At 67.5% G+C, this 16,595-nt stretch carries 16 protein-coding genes; 10 read left to right on the top strand and 6 right to left on the bottom strand.

Annotation, left to right across the window (positions count from 1 at the left end; genetic code table 11):
- Positions 1-47: 47 nt before the first annotated feature.
- Both M2352_RS01515 and M2352_RS01510 read left to right on the top strand, forming a co-directional pair.
- Positions 48-485, top strand: coding sequence for a PaaI family thioesterase (locus M2352_RS01515; RefSeq protein ID WP_264662752.1), 438 nt, complete (start codon positions 48-50; stop codon positions 483-485).
- A gap of 77 nt (positions 486-562) precedes the next feature.
- A complete protein-coding gene (locus M2352_RS01510) occupies positions 563-1,039 on the top strand; it encodes a hypothetical protein (protein ID WP_264662751.1) in 477 nt (158 codons plus the stop codon).
- A gap of 130 nt (positions 1,040-1,169) precedes the next feature.
- On the opposite strand, the gene M2352_RS01505 is transcribed toward M2352_RS01510, so the two are convergent.
- Genes M2352_RS01505 through fsa form a run of 3 tightly spaced genes read right to left on the bottom strand, consistent with a single transcriptional unit; the run spans position 1,170 to position 3,236 of the window.
- The gene (locus M2352_RS01505; RefSeq protein ID WP_264662750.1) at positions 1,170-1,796 is read right to left on the bottom strand and encodes a MarC family protein; all 627 of its coding nucleotides are present in this window, start codon (positions 1,794-1,796) and stop codon (positions 1,170-1,172) included.
- Between the two features lie 52 nt (positions 1,797-1,848).
- A complete protein-coding gene (locus M2352_RS01500) occupies positions 1,849-2,556 on the bottom strand; it encodes a DUF484 family protein (protein ID WP_264662749.1) in 708 nt (235 codons plus the stop codon).
- Between the two features lie 23 nt (positions 2,557-2,579).
- Complete coding sequence (gene fsa / locus M2352_RS01495) at positions 2,580-3,236, bottom strand: fructose-6-phosphate aldolase (RefSeq protein WP_264662748.1); 657 nt, start codon at positions 3,234-3,236, stop codon at positions 2,580-2,582.
- A gap of 85 nt (positions 3,237-3,321) precedes the next feature.
- Between fsa and M2352_RS01490 the strand changes: the two genes are divergently transcribed.
- Positions 3,322-5,529, top strand: a complete 2,208-nt coding sequence (locus M2352_RS01490; RefSeq protein ID WP_264662747.1) for a primosomal protein N' — start codon at positions 3,322-3,324, stop codon at positions 5,527-5,529.
- A gap of 443 nt (positions 5,530-5,972) precedes the next feature.
- Positions 5,973-8,009 (top strand): methyl-accepting chemotaxis protein, encoded by a 2,037-nt coding sequence (locus tag M2352_RS01485; RefSeq protein ID WP_264662746.1) that lies wholly within the window; start codon positions 5,973-5,975, stop codon positions 8,007-8,009.
- Positions 8,010-8,061: 52 nt separating this feature from the next.
- On the opposite strand, the gene M2352_RS01480 is transcribed toward M2352_RS01485, so the two are convergent.
- The gene (locus M2352_RS01480; RefSeq protein WP_264662745.1) at positions 8,062-8,385 is read right to left on the bottom strand and encodes a hypothetical protein; all 324 of its coding nucleotides are present in this window, start codon (positions 8,383-8,385) and stop codon (positions 8,062-8,064) included.
- Positions 8,386-8,755: 370 nt separating this feature from the next.
- Between M2352_RS01480 and M2352_RS01475 the strand changes: the two genes are divergently transcribed.
- The 6 genes from M2352_RS01475 (at position 8,756) to M2352_RS01450 (ending at position 14,829) form a co-directional block, all read left to right on the top strand.
- Positions 8,756-9,325, top strand: a complete 570-nt coding sequence (locus M2352_RS01475; RefSeq protein ID WP_264662744.1) for a F0F1 ATP synthase subunit delta — start codon at positions 8,756-8,758, stop codon at positions 9,323-9,325.
- Positions 9,325-10,854 (top strand): F0F1 ATP synthase subunit alpha, encoded by a 1,530-nt coding sequence (atpA, locus tag M2352_RS01470; RefSeq protein WP_264662743.1) that lies wholly within the window; start codon positions 9,325-9,327, stop codon positions 10,852-10,854. Before M2352_RS01475 ends, atpA begins: the two co-directional genes overlap by 1 nt.
- Positions 10,855-10,931: 77 nt before the next feature.
- Complete coding sequence (locus tag M2352_RS01465) at positions 10,932-11,825, top strand: F0F1 ATP synthase subunit gamma (RefSeq protein ID WP_264662742.1); 894 nt, start codon at positions 10,932-10,934, stop codon at positions 11,823-11,825.
- Between the two features lie 69 nt (positions 11,826-11,894).
- On the top strand, positions 11,895-13,331 hold the full coding sequence (atpD, locus tag M2352_RS01460; protein WP_264662741.1) for a F0F1 ATP synthase subunit beta: 1,437 nt from the start codon (positions 11,895-11,897) through the stop codon (positions 13,329-13,331).
- A gap of 112 nt (positions 13,332-13,443) precedes the next feature.
- A complete protein-coding gene (locus tag M2352_RS01455; protein ID WP_264662740.1) occupies positions 13,444-13,863 on the top strand; it encodes a F0F1 ATP synthase subunit epsilon in 420 nt (139 codons plus the stop codon).
- A gap of 147 nt (positions 13,864-14,010) precedes the next feature.
- Positions 14,011-14,829, top strand: coding sequence for a ferritin-like domain-containing protein (locus M2352_RS01450; RefSeq protein WP_264662739.1), 819 nt, complete (start codon positions 14,011-14,013; stop codon positions 14,827-14,829).
- 72 nt (positions 14,830-14,901) lie between these two features.
- On the opposite strand, the gene M2352_RS01445 is transcribed toward M2352_RS01450, so the two are convergent.
- Positions 14,902-15,393: an RNA pyrophosphohydrolase gene (locus M2352_RS01445; protein ID WP_264662738.1), complete on the bottom strand. Its 492-nt coding sequence runs from the start codon at positions 15,391-15,393 to the stop codon at positions 14,902-14,904.
- Positions 15,390-16,583 (bottom strand): divergent polysaccharide deacetylase family protein, encoded by a 1,194-nt coding sequence (locus M2352_RS01440; protein ID WP_264662737.1) that lies wholly within the window; start codon positions 16,581-16,583, stop codon positions 15,390-15,392. Before M2352_RS01440 ends, M2352_RS01445 begins: the two co-directional genes overlap by 4 nt.
- Between the last annotated feature and the right edge of the window lie 12 nt (positions 16,584-16,595).

Below are 16,595 nucleotides of genomic sequence, written 5' to 3'. Positions count from 1 at the left end.
CGACCATCCGTTTCCGTATGGACCACCAGCCAGGACGCCCCCGCCCCATGAGCGACTTTCAGCCCCGTGATCCCGAGTGGGAGGCGCGCTGCCGCGCCAGTCTTGCCGCCCAGCCCATCGTGTCGGCGCTGGGCATGACCATCGAACGGCTGGAGCCGGGCTTTTGCGAAATGCACCTGCCGTTCCGCCGCGACCTGACGCAGCAGCACGGGTTCTTCCAGGCCGGCGTGGTGGCGATGCTGGCCGACAACGCCGGGGGCTACGCCGCCTATTCCCTGATGCCGGCGGGGACGGAGGTGCTGGCGGTGGAGTTCAAGGTCAATCTGATGTCGCCGGCCAAGGGGGAGGTGATGATCGCCCGCGGCCGGGTGCTGAAATCGGGCCGTACCCTGTCGGTCACGGCGGTGGAGGTGTTCATGCGCGACGGCGGTAAGGAATCCCTGGTCGCCGCCATGCAGCAGACCTGCATCGGCGTGGCGGCCTGAGACAAACGTTTGGGTTGTCTTTGCCGGGCCATGGGCGATACTCCCCCCTGGGAATAAATCTTAACCGGGGAAAAGCCATGGCATTTTCTGCGTCTGCGGTGATCGGGGCGGTGATGGTGGCCGGTGCGGCGGCGGTTCTGGCGCCGCAGCCGGCGGCCGCGGCGGCGGGCAAGGAACCGCCCAAGTGCGCCGCCATCTCCTTCCGCCCCATCCCGTCCGGCACCCCCGACGGGGAGCAGGACACCGGCATGTACCGCTCCCGCTTCGGCAAGATCGAGATCAAGGCCACGGTGCAGGGCGGGGCGGCCAAGAATTACTACATGGTGCTGAACGGCAAGCCGGTCACCGCCGGCCCGGCGCCCAAGGTGTCCAACGCCTGCCTGACGTCCAAGAATGTGGCGGTGCCGTACAAGAACCAGCCTGCCGGGGCCTGCACCGGCGAACGGTTCCGGGTGGTGATCGACCGTTCCGGCGCCAAGCCGGTGGCCCTGTTCTTCGGGCTGCACGGCAGCGCGTGGGAGTATTGCAGCGGGACGGACGTGCCGGAGAAGTAAAGCGGAGAACAGCGGGGCTGCCGCCCCGGCCCCGCTTGGAGGCTGAGCCTCCAAACCTCCCCCCTTTCCTATCGGGAAAAGAAAAGGGGGTTTGGGGCATCGCCCCAAACGGGTCCGGGCGGTAGCCCGTTTATCCCGGCGGATAGATGGCGGTGATGCCGGAAATCACCGTCTGCGCCGCCAGTGCGGCCAGCACGATGCCCAGCACGCGGGTGACGGTGTTGATGATGGTCCGCCCCAAGAGGCGGCGCACGGTGTCGGCCAGCATCAGGATCACCGCCAGCCCGGCGATCACCGTTCCGGCAGCGAAAAGAACCGACATTTGCCCGGCGATTCCGGTGCCGTAACGGTCCATCAGCAGCAGGGTGGAGGTGATGGCCCCCGGCCCGGCGATCAGCGGCACCGCCAGGGGGAAGACCGACAGGTCGTGGGCCTCTTCCTCCGACCGGGCCTCGTCGGCGGTGCTTTCCTTGCGGTCGGCGCGGCGTTCGAACAGCATCTCGAACGCGATCCAGAACAGCAGCGCCCCGCCCGAGATGCGGAACGCCGCCATGCCGATGGACAGCGCGTCCAGCACCATTTCGCCGAAATAGGCGAAGAACACGATCACCGCCAAGCTCAGCGCCGTGCCGCGCAGCGCGATCAGACGCTTGCGGCGGGCGTCGAACCCTTGGGTCAGGGCGATGAAGATCGGTACCAGCCCCGGCGGATCGATGACCACCAGGAACACGACGAGCGCGCTGACGAACGCGTCCATGGACACCCCGAATTTTTCAAAGGATAAGACGGCGGATGAAGACGGCGCCGGCCTAATCGTCGTCCGGCAGGTCCAGCCATGCCCTCAGGCAGCGTTCCACCACGCGGGCAAGGAAGCCGATCAGTTCGGTGGCCTGGCTTTCATGAAACAGCACCGGATCGCGTGCCCCGAAGGCGAGAAGGCCGGGCGGCGTTTCCGGCGTCACCTGCACCCGGATCAGGGCTTGCGAGCGCACCAGACCGGCGCCGGGGCCGAAGATGTCGGGCGTGCCGGGGGTGTCGGACAGCAGAACAACGTCCCGCCGGCCCAACAGGCGGGCCACGGTGCCGGGGGCCGCCGGGATGACCCCCGACCCGGACGGTGGCGCCGGGCCGTTGGTTTCGATCACCAGCGACGCCACATCCACCCCCAGGATCACCGCCAGATCGGTGGTGACGGTCTGGACGAAGCGGGGAAAGCTGGGGGCATCGAGCAGAACCAGCACCGCGGCGTGGATGCGGTTCTGGCTGTTCATGTTGGCGCGTGCGGTGGCGATCAGCGCGCGGTGCTGCTCTTTCAGCGCCCGCACCTCGTCCCGCAGGCGCCCCAGCATGAAGCCCTGCAGGTCCACCACGTTGCCCCCGCCCCGGTCGGGGGGCGGCAGGATCAGGTGGTGGACCAGCTCGGCATGACGGGCCAGGAAGTCCGGATGCGCCCTGAGATAGGCGCTGACCTCCTCCTCCGTGGGGAGGGACGGGGGATGTCCGGTGGTGTGGCCCATTGGGGTGTGCGTCCCCGGTGTGGTTACAGGATCGACTGGCCGGTCTTCTTCCAGTCCTCGACGAACTGGGCCAGACCCTTGTCGGTCAGCGGGTGGTTGAACAGCTGGCGCAGCACCGACGTCGGGGCGGTGATGACGTCGGCACCCAGGCGGGCGGCCTTGACGATGTGCATGGGGTTGCGGATGGACGCCACCAGCACCTCGGTCTTGAACGCCGGATAGTTGTTATAGATCTCACAGATATCGGTGATGATGCCCATGCCGTCCTGGCCGATGTCGTCCAGACGGCCCACGAACGGGGACACGAAGGACGCGCCGGCCTTGGCCGCCAGGATCGCCTGCGCCGGGGAGAAGCACAGGGTCACGTTGACCATGGTGCCTTCCGACGACAGGATCTTGCAGACCTTCAGCCCCGCCGGGGTCAGCGGCACCTTCACCGCCACGCGGTGGGAGATCTTGGCGATGTGGTGGGCTTCGGCCAGCATGGTTTCGAAATCGGTGGAAGCCACCTCGGCGCTGACCGGGCCGTTGACCACCTCGCAGATTTCCGCCACCAGATCCAGGAACTTGCGCCCGGACTTGGCGATCAGGGAGGGGTTGGTGGTAACACCGTCCAGCAGGCCGGTGTCGGCCATTTCACGGATTTCGGCGATGTCGGCGGTGTCAACGAAGAACTTCATGGGATCGGGTCCATTGATAGCAGGGCCGAAAGCGTCGGTGCGGGTGCAGGGTGCCGCGGCCATTTTCCGCGGGGCACTGTAGCCCATGGACACACTCCTTACTAGGTCCGGCCTGGAAACGGAAGCGGCCCGCGTGGCGGTGCTGCTGCCATTACCCTTGCGTGAAGCGTATGACTACCGCGTGCCCGATGGCATGGCGCTGGCACCGGGCGATTACGTGGAGGTTCCCCTCGGCCCCCGCCGGGTGATCGGCGTGGTGTGGGGCCCGGGGGCGGGCGTGGTGGACGGCGGGCGGCTGAAGCCGGTGGTCCGCCGGTTCGACGTGCCGCCCATGCCGGACGTGCAGCGCCGCTTCATCGAGTGGGTGGCCGCCTACACCATGACCCCGCCGGGGCAGGTGCTGCGCATGGCGGTCAGCGTGCCGGCGGCGCTGGAGCCGCCGCGGGCCACGCTGGCCTATCACGCCAGCGGGGCGGAGCCGCCGCCGGGGTTCAAGACCACCGACGCCCGCCGCCGGGTGCTGGCGCTGCTGGCGGACGGCGGCCCCCCCCGTTCCGCCGCCGATCTGGCGGAAGAGGCCGGGTGCGGCGTGACCGTCGTGCGCGGGCTGGTGGAGGCCGGGCTGCTGGTGCCCCAGCTTCTCCCGCCCCCCCGCATCGCCGCCCCCGATGCCACCCGCGCGGGCCCCACCCTGTCGCCGGAGCAGGAGGCGGCGGCCCAGGATCTGCGCGCGCGGGTCGGTGCCGGCACCTACGCCACCGTGCTGCTGGACGGGGTGACCGGATCGGGCAAGACCGAGGTCTATTACGAGGCCATTGCCGCCTGTCTGGCCGCCGGGCGGCAGGCGCTGATCCTGCTGCCGGAAATCTCCCTCTCGGCCCAGGGGCTGGAGCGGTTCGCCCGCCGCTTCGGCGCGCGGCCCGCCGAATGGCATTCCGACCTGACCGGCGGCCAGCGCCGCGCCACGTGGCGGGCGGTGGCCGACGGTTCGGCCAAGGTGGTGGTGGGCGCGCGCTCGGCCCTGTTCCTGCCCTATGCCGACCTTGGCCTCATCATCGTCGATGAGGAGCACGATCAGGCGTACAAACAGGAGGACGGCTCCATCTATCACGCCCGCGACATGGCGGTGACGCGGGCGCATCTGGGGCAGATCCCGGTGGTGCTGGTGTCGGCCACTCCGGCGCTGGAAACCCAGGTCAACGCCGATTCCGGGCGCTACACCCGCATTCACCTGCCGGGGCGCCACGGGGGGGCGGTGCTGCCGGGGGTGACGCTGATCGACCTGCGCCGCGACCGGCCCCCGGCCCGCCACTGGCTGGCCCCCAGCCTGCGCGACGCCCTGACCGCCACCCTGGCCGACGGCGAGCAGGCCATGCTGTTCCTGAACCGCCGGGGGTATGCGCCGTTGACCCTGTGCCGGGCCTGCGGCCACCGGCTGCGCTGCCCCAACTGCACTGCGTGGCTGGTGGAACACCGTTTGGCGCGCAAGCTGCAATGCCACCACTGCGGCCTGTCGCAGCCGGTGCCCGAAGCCTGCCCCGAATGCGGGGAGGCGGGCAGCCTCGCCGCCTGCGGCCCCGGCGTGGAGCGGGTGGCGGAAGAGGTGGCGGAACTGTTCCCCGACGCCCGCTCCGCCATCATGGCGTCGGACACCCTGACCGGCCCGCACGCCATTCAGGAGATGGTGCGCCGCATCGCCGACCATGAGCTGGACATCATCATCGGCACCCAGGTGATGGCCAAGGGCCACCATTTCCCCATGCTGACCCTGGTGGGGGTGGTGGATTCCGATCTGGGGCTGGCCGGCGGCGACCTGCGCGCGGGCGAACGCACCTTCCAGCTTCTGCATCAGGTGGCGGGGCGCGCCGGGCGCGGCGACCGGCCCGGCACCGTGTTCCTGCAGACCTACATGCCCGAACACCCGGTGATGCAGGCGTTGAAGGCCCACGACCGCGACGGCTTTTATGCGCTGGAAGCCGAGATGCGCCAGGACGCCGCCATGCCCCCCTTCGGCCGGCTGGCCGCGCTCATCGTGTCGGGGGAGGACGAGGGACTGGTGGACCGGGTGGCGCTGGCGCTGGGCCGGGCGGCGCCGCGCAGCGAGACGGTGGCGGTGCTGGGGCCGGCGCCGGCGCCGCTGTCGCTGTTGCGCGGACGCCACCGCCGCCGGCTGCTGATGAAGGCGCCGCGCGGGGTGGCGGTGCAGCCGCTGATCGCCCAATGGCTGGAGCGGGTGGAGGTGCCGGCGGCGGTGCGGGTACAGGTGGACGTGGACCCGCAGAGCTTTTTGTAAGAGGCGCTTTTTGTGGCGAGTCGCTGGGAACCGCATACCCGTGTAAATCTGTTGTGGTGTCATGCCCCACGTTGCAAGGGAGACCCCCATGACCCGCCACATTCCCCCCGTTCCCCCCGCCGGGCGCAGTCCCAAAGGCCCCGGTGGCGATCATGTCCCAAATGACGCTGCCGTTGATAAGAAGAATCATCAAGAAGATAACAATCTGTCGGAACAAGGGCGCCAAGGGAATATTCATCAGAACACGACCAATCAGGGATACCAGCAAGACCGATAGGGATTTTCTTGTGGCGGCGCCCCTGAATGCGCCATCTGGCCGCAGCAGAGGGGCGCATCATCATTTGTGTGTTGATGATTGCGTCGTTCCAGCGTTGTATGCCGCATCTGTTTTCCTGCGCCGGGCCGGCGCGGGGGTTTGCGCATCAGCCGCCGGAACAACCGCCATGTCATCCTTGTCGATCCGCACGAAGATCGGGGCCGTGCTGGCCCTGATCGTTCTTTCTTTTGTTGTGGCCTTTATCCTGATTTTGCGGGACGTGAACCGCTCGGACCATCAGCTCACCGCCATGTCCGCCATCTCCGAACGGGCGTTGGGGCAGGTGATGCCGCTGGGCGACCGCATCGACGCCGTCCGCTACGACGTGGTGCAGGTGCAGCAGTGGCTGACCGACGTGTCGGCGACCCAGGGCAAGGACGGGCTGGACGACGGGTTGCAAAAGGCGGCGGAGTATGCCGCGCGGTTCGAAACCGACACCTTGGAAGCGCGCCGGTTGGCCACCGCCCTCGGCCTGGACGAGGTGGTGGGCGGCATCGACGCGGTGCGCACCGCCTTCACACCCTTCTATGCCGGCGGCCGCCGCATGGCCGACGCCTACATCGCCGGCGGCCCGGAAAAGGGCAATCTGGTGATGAAGGAACTGGACGAGAACGCCGAGGCGCTGGATGAGGCGGTGAAGGCTCTGACCCGCTTCGTTGACAAGGAAACCGAAGAGCAGACCGCACGGCTGCGATCGGCGGTGGCTGAAAGCCACCGGTTGAGCGAGGGAATCAAGCTGACGGTGGAGGCGGCTTTCGTCGTCGTGCTGGTGGTGGCCGGTCTGGTGGTGGTGCTGGTCCAGGTCCAGGTGGTGGCGCCCTTGCGCCGCATCGGCGGGGTGATGGGGGTTCTGGCCCAGGGCGACCTGTCGGTGGAGGTCGGGTTCCACGGCCGCCGGGACGAGATCGGCACCATGGCCGAAGCGCTGCGGGTGTTCCGCGCCTCGGCCCGCGACAATGAACGGCTGCGGGCGGAACAGGAAGGCTTGCGCGAACGGGGTATCAAGGAGCGCCGCCAGGCCCTGGAAACCATGGCGCAGACCGTGGAGCGCGAAACCCGCGCGGCGGTGGAGCAGGTGGCCGACCGCACCCACCAGATGAACCGCAACGCCCAGGCCATGTCGCACTCGGCGGAGGCGGTGTCGGAAAACGCCCAGGCCGTGGCGGCCTCGGCCCAGCAGGCGCTGGGCAACGCCCAGACGGTGGCGGCGGCGACCGAACAGCTCACCGCCTCCATCGGCGAGATCAGCCAGCGCGTCACCCACGCCAGCACCATCAACCGCAAGGCCGTGACCGCCGCCGAATCCGCCACCGGCACCATCCAGTCGCTGACCCAGGCGGTGGACCGCATCGGCGAGGTGGCGGGCCTGATCAACGGCATCGCCGCGCAAACCAACCTGCTGGCGCTGAACGCCACCATCGAAGCGGCCCGCGCCGGCGATGCCGGCAAGGGCTTCGCCGTGGTGGCGTCGGAGGTCAAGAACCTGTCCAACCAGACCTCCAACTCCACCGAAGAGATCGCCCGCCAGATCGGCGAGATCCAGAACGTCACCGGGGCCGCCGTGCGCGCGGTGGAGGAGATCGTCCGCACCATCCACGAGATGGATCAGATCTCAACCTCCATCGCCACCGCCATCGAGGAGCAGGCCGCCGCCACCAGCGAAATCTCCCGCACCGTCGGCGAAACCAGCCAGGCCGCCCAGGCCGTGGCCGACAGCATCACGCGGGTGTCGGCCGAGGCGGATTCCACCGGCAGCCGCGCCCGCGACGTGCAGACGGTGGCCGGCGACATGGCGTCCAACATCGATTCCCTGCGCGAGGTGCTGGTGCGCATCGTCCGCACCTCCACCAGCGACGTGGACCGGCGGCGCAAGCCCCGCTACGCCCTGGACGTGGGGTGCCGGGTGAACGACCAGCCGGGCCGCATCGGCAACCTTTCGGAAGGCGGGGCGACGGTCGAGGGAATGCCGGCGTCCATCGCTGCCGGCCAGATGGTTTCGGTGCGCATCGACGGGGTGTCCATGACCCTGCCGGCCCGTGTGCTGTCCAACACCCAGGGCCGGCTGCATGTGAAGTTCGAGGCGAGCGGGGCCGTGGAAGCCGACTTCGCCCGTGCCTTCGCCGCTCTGGTGCGCGGGCGCACCCCCATCGGCACGGCGGCGTGAGGGCGGCCGACTCGGGGTGCGAATCACCCCATGCACGCTATACCTTTCGCCGTCAGGACACCGCGGAGCGGGCGGCCAGCCGGCTTCGCGGGCGCCAGATGGCCAGACATTCGGCCGCACTGGACCCCGCCCCGATGGCCTGCCAACCCGACCGGTCGTTGAAGCTCAGGTGGTATCGGCCCTGAAAATCGCGGGAAAAGCGGAAGACAGGGCCGTTTCCGCGCGGAATATGCACCAGAAGGCTGTCGAAATCCCGCCCGCTGACCCGTTCCACCGCCATCCACTGCCCCCGTTCCAGCTTCGGCCCCGCCACGTCGTGGAACAGGCCGATGTCGTCCGGCGTAAAGCGGCAGCGGGCGAAGGGAACGACGGACATCGGGGGATTCCAAACTGTTAACAAGAGGATCGCGGCCGGCACAAGGAGAGGCCGCCATGCCTCGACACTGGGCCGCAGCGGTTAAGCGGGGCTTAAAGCGCGGGAAAAGTCACAAGCGGTATGACCATTGCGGGCCATTTCTTGCCCAACGGATGGTCCGCCTGCCCGAAATGACAGCATTCTTACTCATCGCCTGGGCCCAGTGGCGGAGAATGTCCAAAAGCCTCACTGGAATTGTCCAGACTTGGTTGCACATACGCTAATCCTGTGATATTGGACCGCTCGCTTTCGCGGCCGGGGCCGCCGCGGATGGGTAACCTCCTAAGGCCCTGAAAATTCACCGTCTACCGAACTCAATTCGAGGGATCAGGTGGCATCTGAAGGTACAGGCGTTTCCGAACTCGCAGCCCGTTACTCCACGGCGCTGTTCGAGCTGGCGGACGAGAACCAGGCGCTGGACCAGGTCGCGAGCGATCTGTCTGCCCTGAAGCAACTCCTGGCCGAGAGCGCCGACCTACGCCGCCTCGTCCAAAGCCCGGTGATCAGCCGAGCGGATCAGGGTCGCGCCATGGCCGCGATTCTGGAGAAATCCGCTGCGTCGGAGATCACCACGCGGTTTATTGGGCTGGTCGCGAAGAATCGGCGTCTTTTCGCGCTTTCCGGGATGATCGAAGGCTATCTGGCCGAGCTGGCCCGCCGCCGTGGGGAATCCACGGCGAAGGTGACGGTTGCGAAACCGCTCACCGACGCCCAGCTCGCCGCCGTGACCGATGCGCTGAAGGCGTCGGCCGGGGCCAAGATCGCTGTGGACGTTTCGGTCGATCCGGCGCTGATTGGCGGGATGATCGTGAAGTTCGGGTCGCGGATGGTGGACACGTCGGTCCGCACGAAGCTCGATAAGTTGCAACTCGCCATGAAGGCCTCAGGGGGACAAGTCTGATGGATATCCGCGCCGCAGAAATCTCTGCGATCCTCAAGCAGCAGATCGCGAATTTCGGGACCGAGGCGGATGTCGCCGAGGTCGGCCAGGTTCTTTCGATCGGCGACGGCGTCGCCCGCGTTCACGGCCTGGACAACGTCCGCGCCGGTGAAATGGTCGAATTCCCCGGCGGCATCAAGGGTATGGCGCTGAACCTCGAAACCGACAACGTCGGTATCGTGATTTTCGGCGACGACCGCGCGATCCGCGAAGGCGACACCGTGAAGCGCACCGGCACCATCGTGGACGTTCCGGTGGGCCGCGGCCTGCTGGGCCGCGTGGTGGACGGCCTCGGCAACCCGATCGACGGCAAGGGTCCGCTGGTCGATGTCGAGCGCAAGCGCGTGGAAGTGAAGGCCCCCGGCATCATTCCGCGCAAGTCGGTGCACGAGCCGATGCAGACCGGCCTGAAGGCCATCGACAGCCTGGTGCCGGTTGGCCGTGGTCAGCGCGAGCTGATCATCGGTGACCGTCAGACCGGCAAGACCGCCGTCGCCATTGATACCTTCCTGAACCAGAAGGGCATCAACGCTGGCGACGACGAGTCGAAGAAGCTGTACTGCATCTACGTCGCCGTCGGCCAGAAGCGCTCCACCGTCGCCCAGATCGTGAAGACCCTGGAAGACGCCGGCGCCCTGGAATACTCGATCGTCGTCGCCGCCACCGCGTCGGAACCGGCCCCGCTGCAGTTCCTGGCGCCGTACACCGGCTGCACGATGGGCGAATTCTTCCGCGACAACGGCATGCACGCCGTGATCGTGTACGACGATCTGTCCAAGCAGGCCGTCGCCTACCGTCAGATGTCGCTGCTGCTGCGCCGCCCGCCGGGCCGCGAAGCTTATCCCGGCGACGTGTTCTACCTCCACTCGCGCCTGCTGGAACGCGCGGCGAAGATGAACGACGCCAACGGCGCCGGTTCGCTGACCGCGCTGCCGGTCATCGAAACCCAGGCCGGCGACGTGTCCGCGTACATTCCGACCAACGTGATCTCGATCACCGACGGTCAGATCTTCCTGGAAACCGGCCTGTTCTATAAGGGCATCCGCCCCGCCATCAACGTCGGTCTGTCGGTGAGCCGCGTCGGCTCCGCCGCCCAGATCAAGGCGATGAAGCAGGTGGCCGGTACCATTAAGATGGAACTGGCGCAGTACCGCGAAATGGCGGCCTTCGCCCAGTTCGCCTCGGATCTCGACGCCTCCACCCAGCGTCTGCTGGCCCGCGGTGCGCGTCTGACCGAGCTGCTGAAGCAGGCGCAGTTCTCGCCGCTGCCCGTGGAAGAGCAGGTCGTGTCGATCTTCTCCGGCGTGCGCGGCTATCTCGACAAGATCCGCGTCGAGGATGTGAACCGCTTCGAGAAGAAGTTCCTCGAAGAGATCCGCGCCAAGGGTGCCGACATCCTGGCCACGATCCGCACCGAGAAGCAGATCACCCCGGCGACCGAGGAGCGTCTGAAGGCCTTCCTCGACACCTTCGCCAAGGTGTTCGTCTGATCCGTCGTCCCTGATCCGGGGGGCACCCGCCCCCCGGATTGTCCCGACGTACTACGCGAGCGGAATGAAGGCCCGGCATGCCGAACCTCAAGGATCTCAAGCTACGGATCGACAGCGTCAAATCGACGCAGAAGATCACCTCGGCCATGAAGATGGTCGCTGCCTCCAAGCTGCGCCGCGCGCAGGAGCAGGCCGAAGCGGCCCGCCCCTTCGCCGAGCGCATGGGCCGGATGCTGTCTTCTCTGGCGGTCAACGTCCAGGGCGGCGGCGAAGGCCCGAAGCTGATGACCGGCACCGGTTCCGACCAGGTGCAGCTTCTGGTCGTCATCTCTTCGGACCGCGGGCTGTGCGGCGCCTTCAACGGCTCCATCGTCCGTGAAACGCGCCGGCAGATCCAGCGGCTTCAGGCCGAGGGCAAGACCGTGAAGCTGCTGACCGTCGGCCGCAAGGCCCGCGACCAGCTGCGCCGCGACTATGCCTCGCTGATCGTCGAGTCCTATGAGGATGTGGGCCGCCGGAAGCTGTCCTTCGCCGATGCCGACCGCATCGCGAAGAAGGTGCTGGAGATGTACGACGCGGGCGAATACGACGTCTGCTCGGTCGTCTACAACCAGTTCAAGTCGGCGATCTCCCAGGTCGTGACGCTTCAGCAGATCGTTCCCTTCGCGGTGCCGGAAACGGCGGCGGCGGCCGAGGGTGCGGCGGCGGAAGCGAAGCCGGTGTACGAGTTCGAGCCGGACGAGGAACAGATCCTGGCCGAGCTGCTGCCGCGCAATCTGGCGATCCAGATCTATCGCTCGTTGCTGGAAAGTGCTGCGTCCGAGCAGGGCGCGCGGATGACGGCGATGGACAACGCCACCCGCAACGCCGGCGACATGATCAACCGGTTGACGATCACGTACAACCGGACCCGTCAGGCCTACATCACCAAGGAGCTGATCGAGATCATCTCCGGTGCCGAGGCGATCTGATCGCGGCCGAATTCCTTGCCGATACGGCGTCTTAACTGACAATTTCGAGTTCCGAGGGAGCTTTTCTCGATGGCTAACACGACCCAGGCGACCAACGCCGTCGGCAAGATCACGCAGGTGACCGGCGCTGTTGTCGACGTCCAGTTCGACAGTGACCTGCCGTCCATTCTCAACGCGCTGCACACCCAGAACGAGGGCAAGACCCTGGTTCTGGAAGTCGCGCAGCACCTGGGTGAGAACACGGTCCGCGCCATCGCCATGGACAGCACCGACGGTCTGGTGCGCGGTCTGGAAGTGAAGGACACCGGTTCGCCGATCTCGGTGCCGGTCGGTCCCGCCACCCTGGGCCGCATCATCAACGTGATCGGCGAGCCGATCGACGAGCGTGGTCCGGTCAGCGCCGAACTGGCGTTCCCCATCCACCGTTCGGCCCCCGACTTCGTGGACCAGTCCACCGAAGCCGAGGTGCTGGTCACCGGCATTAAGGTCATCGACCTGCTGGCCCCGTACGCCAAGGGCGGCAAGATCGGCCTGTTCGGCGGTGCGGGCGTGGGCAAGACCGTGACCATCATGGAGCTCATCAACAACGTTGCGAAGGCGCACGGCGGTGTGTCGGTCTTCGCCGGTGTGGGTGAACGTACCCGTGAAGGTAACGACCTGTACCACGAAATGATGGAATCGGGCGTCATCAAGACCGACGGCCCCGGCTCCAAGGTGGCGCTGGTGTACGGCCAGATGAACGAGCCGCCGGGAGCGCGCGCCCGCGTCGCCCTGACCGGCCTGACGCTCGCCGAATACTTCCGCGACGAAGAAGGCCAGGACGTGCTGTTCTTCGTGGACAATATCTTCCGCTTCACCCAGGCCGGTTCGGAAGTGTCGGCGCTGCTGGGCCGCATCCCGTCGGCGGTGGGTTACCAGCCGACGCTGGCCACCGACATGGGCGCGCTCCAGGAACGCATCACCTCCACCAAGAAGGGCTCGATCACCTCGGTGCAGGCCATTTACGTGCCCGCCGACGACTTGACCGACCCGGCGCCGGCGACTTCGTTCGCCCACCTGGACGCCACCACCGTGCTGTCGCGCTCGATCGCGGAAATGGCCATCTTCCCGGCCGTGGACCCGCTCGACTCGACCAGCCGCATTCTCGACCCGCGCGTCGTCGGTGACGAACACTACACCGTCGCCCGTTCGGTCCAGAAGGTGCTCCAGACCTACAAGTCGCTCCAGGACATCATCGCCATCCTGGGCATGGACGAACTGTCGGAAGAAGACAAGCTGACGGTCGCCCGCGCCCGTAAGATCCAGCGCTTCCTGTCGCAGCCGTTCCACGTGGCCGAAGTGTTCACCGGCACCCCCGGCGTGCTGGTGTCGCTGGAAGACACGATCCGCGGCTTCAAGGGCATCGTCAACGGCGACTACGACCATCTGCCGGAAGCGGCGTTCTACATGGTCGGCACCATCGACGAAGCCATCGCCAAGGCGAAGAAGCTGGCCGAAGCCGCCTAAGGGCTGGTTTCGCTCGGGCTGCCGGTTCGCCGGCGCCCGTCTGTACCACGAGTGATGCGTACCCCGGTCCCTTGGGGCCGGGGTGCCTGTCCGAAAGCACCAGGACGCCCCCATGGCCGACAAAGTCGAATTCGAACTCGTTTCGCCGGAGAAGCTGCTGGCTTCCCAGCCGGTGGACATGGTTGTGGTGCCCGGCACCGAGGGCGATTTCGGTGTGCTGGCCGGTCACGCGCCGCTGATTTCCACCGTGCGTCCGGGCGTGATCGACGTCTACGAGGGCGACCGGGTGGTTGACCGCGTGTTCGTCGCCGGCGGCTTCGCCGAAGTCACCGAAACCCGCTGCACGGTTCTGGCCGAGCAGGCCATTCCGGTCGCCGAGATCGACCGGGCCAAGGCCGAGCAGGAATTCAAGGATCTGAGCGAGGATCTGGACGACGCCAAGACCGACGCCGACAAGGCCGAGGCCGAGGCGAAGCTGGCCATCGCGCGGGCCAAGCTGGACGCCATCGGGGCCGGTGCCACCGCGCACTGATCCTGCTGGCCTGACAGCCGGTTACGACCTTCGACAACGCCGCCCGGCTATGACGCCGGGCGGCGTTGTTGCGTTGCGGGGCCTGTGTCATAAACGTGTCTGTCATAAAACCGGAACAAGCGGTTTGAGCGGAAAGGGAGTGCCGTGATGGCGGAGTTGCATTGGCGGATCGACGAGGTGCCGTGGGATCGGCTTGACCATGCCAAGGTCGATCCGGCCCTGGTGCCGCTCATCAAGGCCGCGGCATTGGTGGAGTACAACGCCAACGACTACACCGCCTATCTGTGCAACGTCTTCCACGACGACCCGGAGTTCAAGGCGCTGGCCGCCGAGTGGGCGGTGGAGGAGGTCCAGCATGGCCGGGCGCTCGGCCTGTGGGCCGAACGGGTCGATCCGTCGTTCAGTTTCGACGCGGCGGTCCAGCGGTTCCGTGACGGCTACAGCGTGCCCATCGACCTGAATCAGTCGGTGCGTGGGTCGCGCACGGGCGAGCTGATCGCCCGCTGCATGGTGGAGACGGGCACCAGCTCCTATTACACCGCCATCGGCGATTCCACCGACGAGCCGGTGCTGAAGCTGATCTGCCGCCACATCGCCGCCGACGAACTGCGCCATTACAAGCTGTTCTACAGCTACGCCAAGCGCTATCTGGAGCGGGAGAACATCGGCCGTCTGAAGCGCCTGCAGGTGGCCCTGTCGCGCATCACCGAGACGGAAGACGACGAGCTGGCCTACGCCTACTACGCCGCCAACGCCCCCGCTGATGCCGTGTACGACCACAAGACCTACAACGCGGCCTACGCCCGCGGCGCCTACAGTCGCTACCAGCGCCGCCACGTGGACCGCGCCGTCGCCATGGTCTTCAAAGCCTGCGGCCTGAAGCCCCACACCCTGCTTTACCGGGCCGCGGCTTCCCTGCTGTGGCGCGTGATCGACGGCCGCGCCCGCCGCCTGCAAGCCGCCTGACCGACGGTTCCCAAAGGCTCCCGGCCTTTGGTGGAGAAGGGGCAAGGGAGGAGGCGAAGCCTCCTCCCTTTCTTATTTCAGGGCCTTGATCACCCCGGCGAACTCCGCCAGCACGGCCTCGTACACCGCGCGCTTGAACGGCACGATCTGGTCCACCAACTGGTCCGCCGGCATCCATTTCCAGGCGTCGAATTCGGGGTGCTTGGTGTCGAGGTCGATGTCTTTGTCCTTGCCGGTGAACAGGGCTGCGATCCACACCTGCTCCTGGCCGCGCCAGCGCCCCTTCCACACCTTGCCCAGCAGATGGTCGGGCAGGTCGTAGCGCAGCTTTTCGGCGGAGACGGCCAGGATCTCCATGCGGTTGGTGCCGATTTCCTCTTCCAGTTCGCGGAAGGCGGCCTGCTCGATGGTTTCGCCGTCGTCGATGCCGCCCTGGGGCATCTGCCAGGCGTCCTTGGTGTCGAAGCGGCGGGCGACGAAGACCTCGCCCTTGCGGTTGAGGAGCATGATGCCCACGCAGGGGCGGTAGGGGAGCGTTTCCCGGTCGATCTTGGTGCGGCTCATCCGCCGTTGCCCTTTTGCATGTTGACCACCGCCGACACCGGGACCAGCGCAATCCCGCGGTCCTGCAGCCCGGTGACCCACAGGTTGATGCGTTCGATGGTGGAAGGATAGGGGAAACCCAGCCCCACCGCAGCCCCCTGCGTGCGGGCGATGGTCTCCAGCTCCTTCAACTGGTCGTCGATGGAACCGCGGGCGAGATCGCGGTCGATCACCTTGTCCACCCACGCCCGCGGGACGCCCGCCGCCTCGGCCATGGAGGCGCCGACGCTGCGCGGCGCCACCTTGGCATCGAGGAACAGCAGGCCGCGCTGCTTCACCGCGTCGATGACGGGGGTCATCACCTCGGCCTTGGTGGTGAATTTGCTGCCGGTGGTGGTGGTGATGCCGACATAGCCGATCCCCTTGCCCAGCGACGTGTTCAGCCGTTCGATCAGCCGGTCCAGGCTCATGCCCGACAGGAGCGCGTTGGGGCCGGGATCGTCGCGGGGGAAGGACACCGGCTCCATGGGGATCGACATCATCACCTCGTGCCCCTTGGTGCGGGCACGCTCGATCCAACTGTCCAGCCGCTCGGCATAGGGGACGAACGACAGGGTGACGGCGGCGGGCAGCTTTTGCAGCCCGTTCATGGTGGTCACCCCCGACAGCCCCATGTCGGCGATGACGATGGCGATGCGGGGGCGTTTGTCGGCGGGGGGATAGGGCCGGGCATAGACCTGCCACGGCTTGCGTCCGTCGTCGGCCGTGCGGGGCAGGGGGCCGAAGCGGCTGTCCTCCACCAGCCCCATGGCGGGGGCGGGGGCCAGGGGGAATTCGGCGGTGGGGGCGGTCGGAACGGCACCGCCCGTGCCCCCCCCGTTGGCCGGGGCGGCCATGGCGGGGGGAGGAGCCACGGCGGCGGGCGGCGGGGCTGGGGCGGGCGGGGGTGGCGGAGCGGCCACGGTCACCGTGACCGCGGGCACCGCCGCCGACCATTGTTCCGCCGCGTGGCCGCCGAACAGGGCGGCCCACCCGGCGATGCCGCCCAGGGCGGCGATCACCGCCCCGGCGGCGGCCATCAGGGCGACGGGCTTGGGCCGCCGGGGCGCGCCGTCGTCCCCGGCGAAGCGCGGGGGGGCCTTCCCCGCCTTGCGCGAAAACCGGCTCAGCGGGTTGACCTTCAGACGTCCCAGCAGGGCGGCGGCGTTCACGTCACGTCCCCG

It is taken from the genome of Azospirillum fermentarium (genome assembly GCF_025961205.1).
GTDB lineage: Bacteria > Pseudomonadota > Alphaproteobacteria > Azospirillales > Azospirillaceae > Azospirillum > Azospirillum fermentarium.
This window is presented reverse-complemented; position numbering and strand designations above follow the sequence as displayed.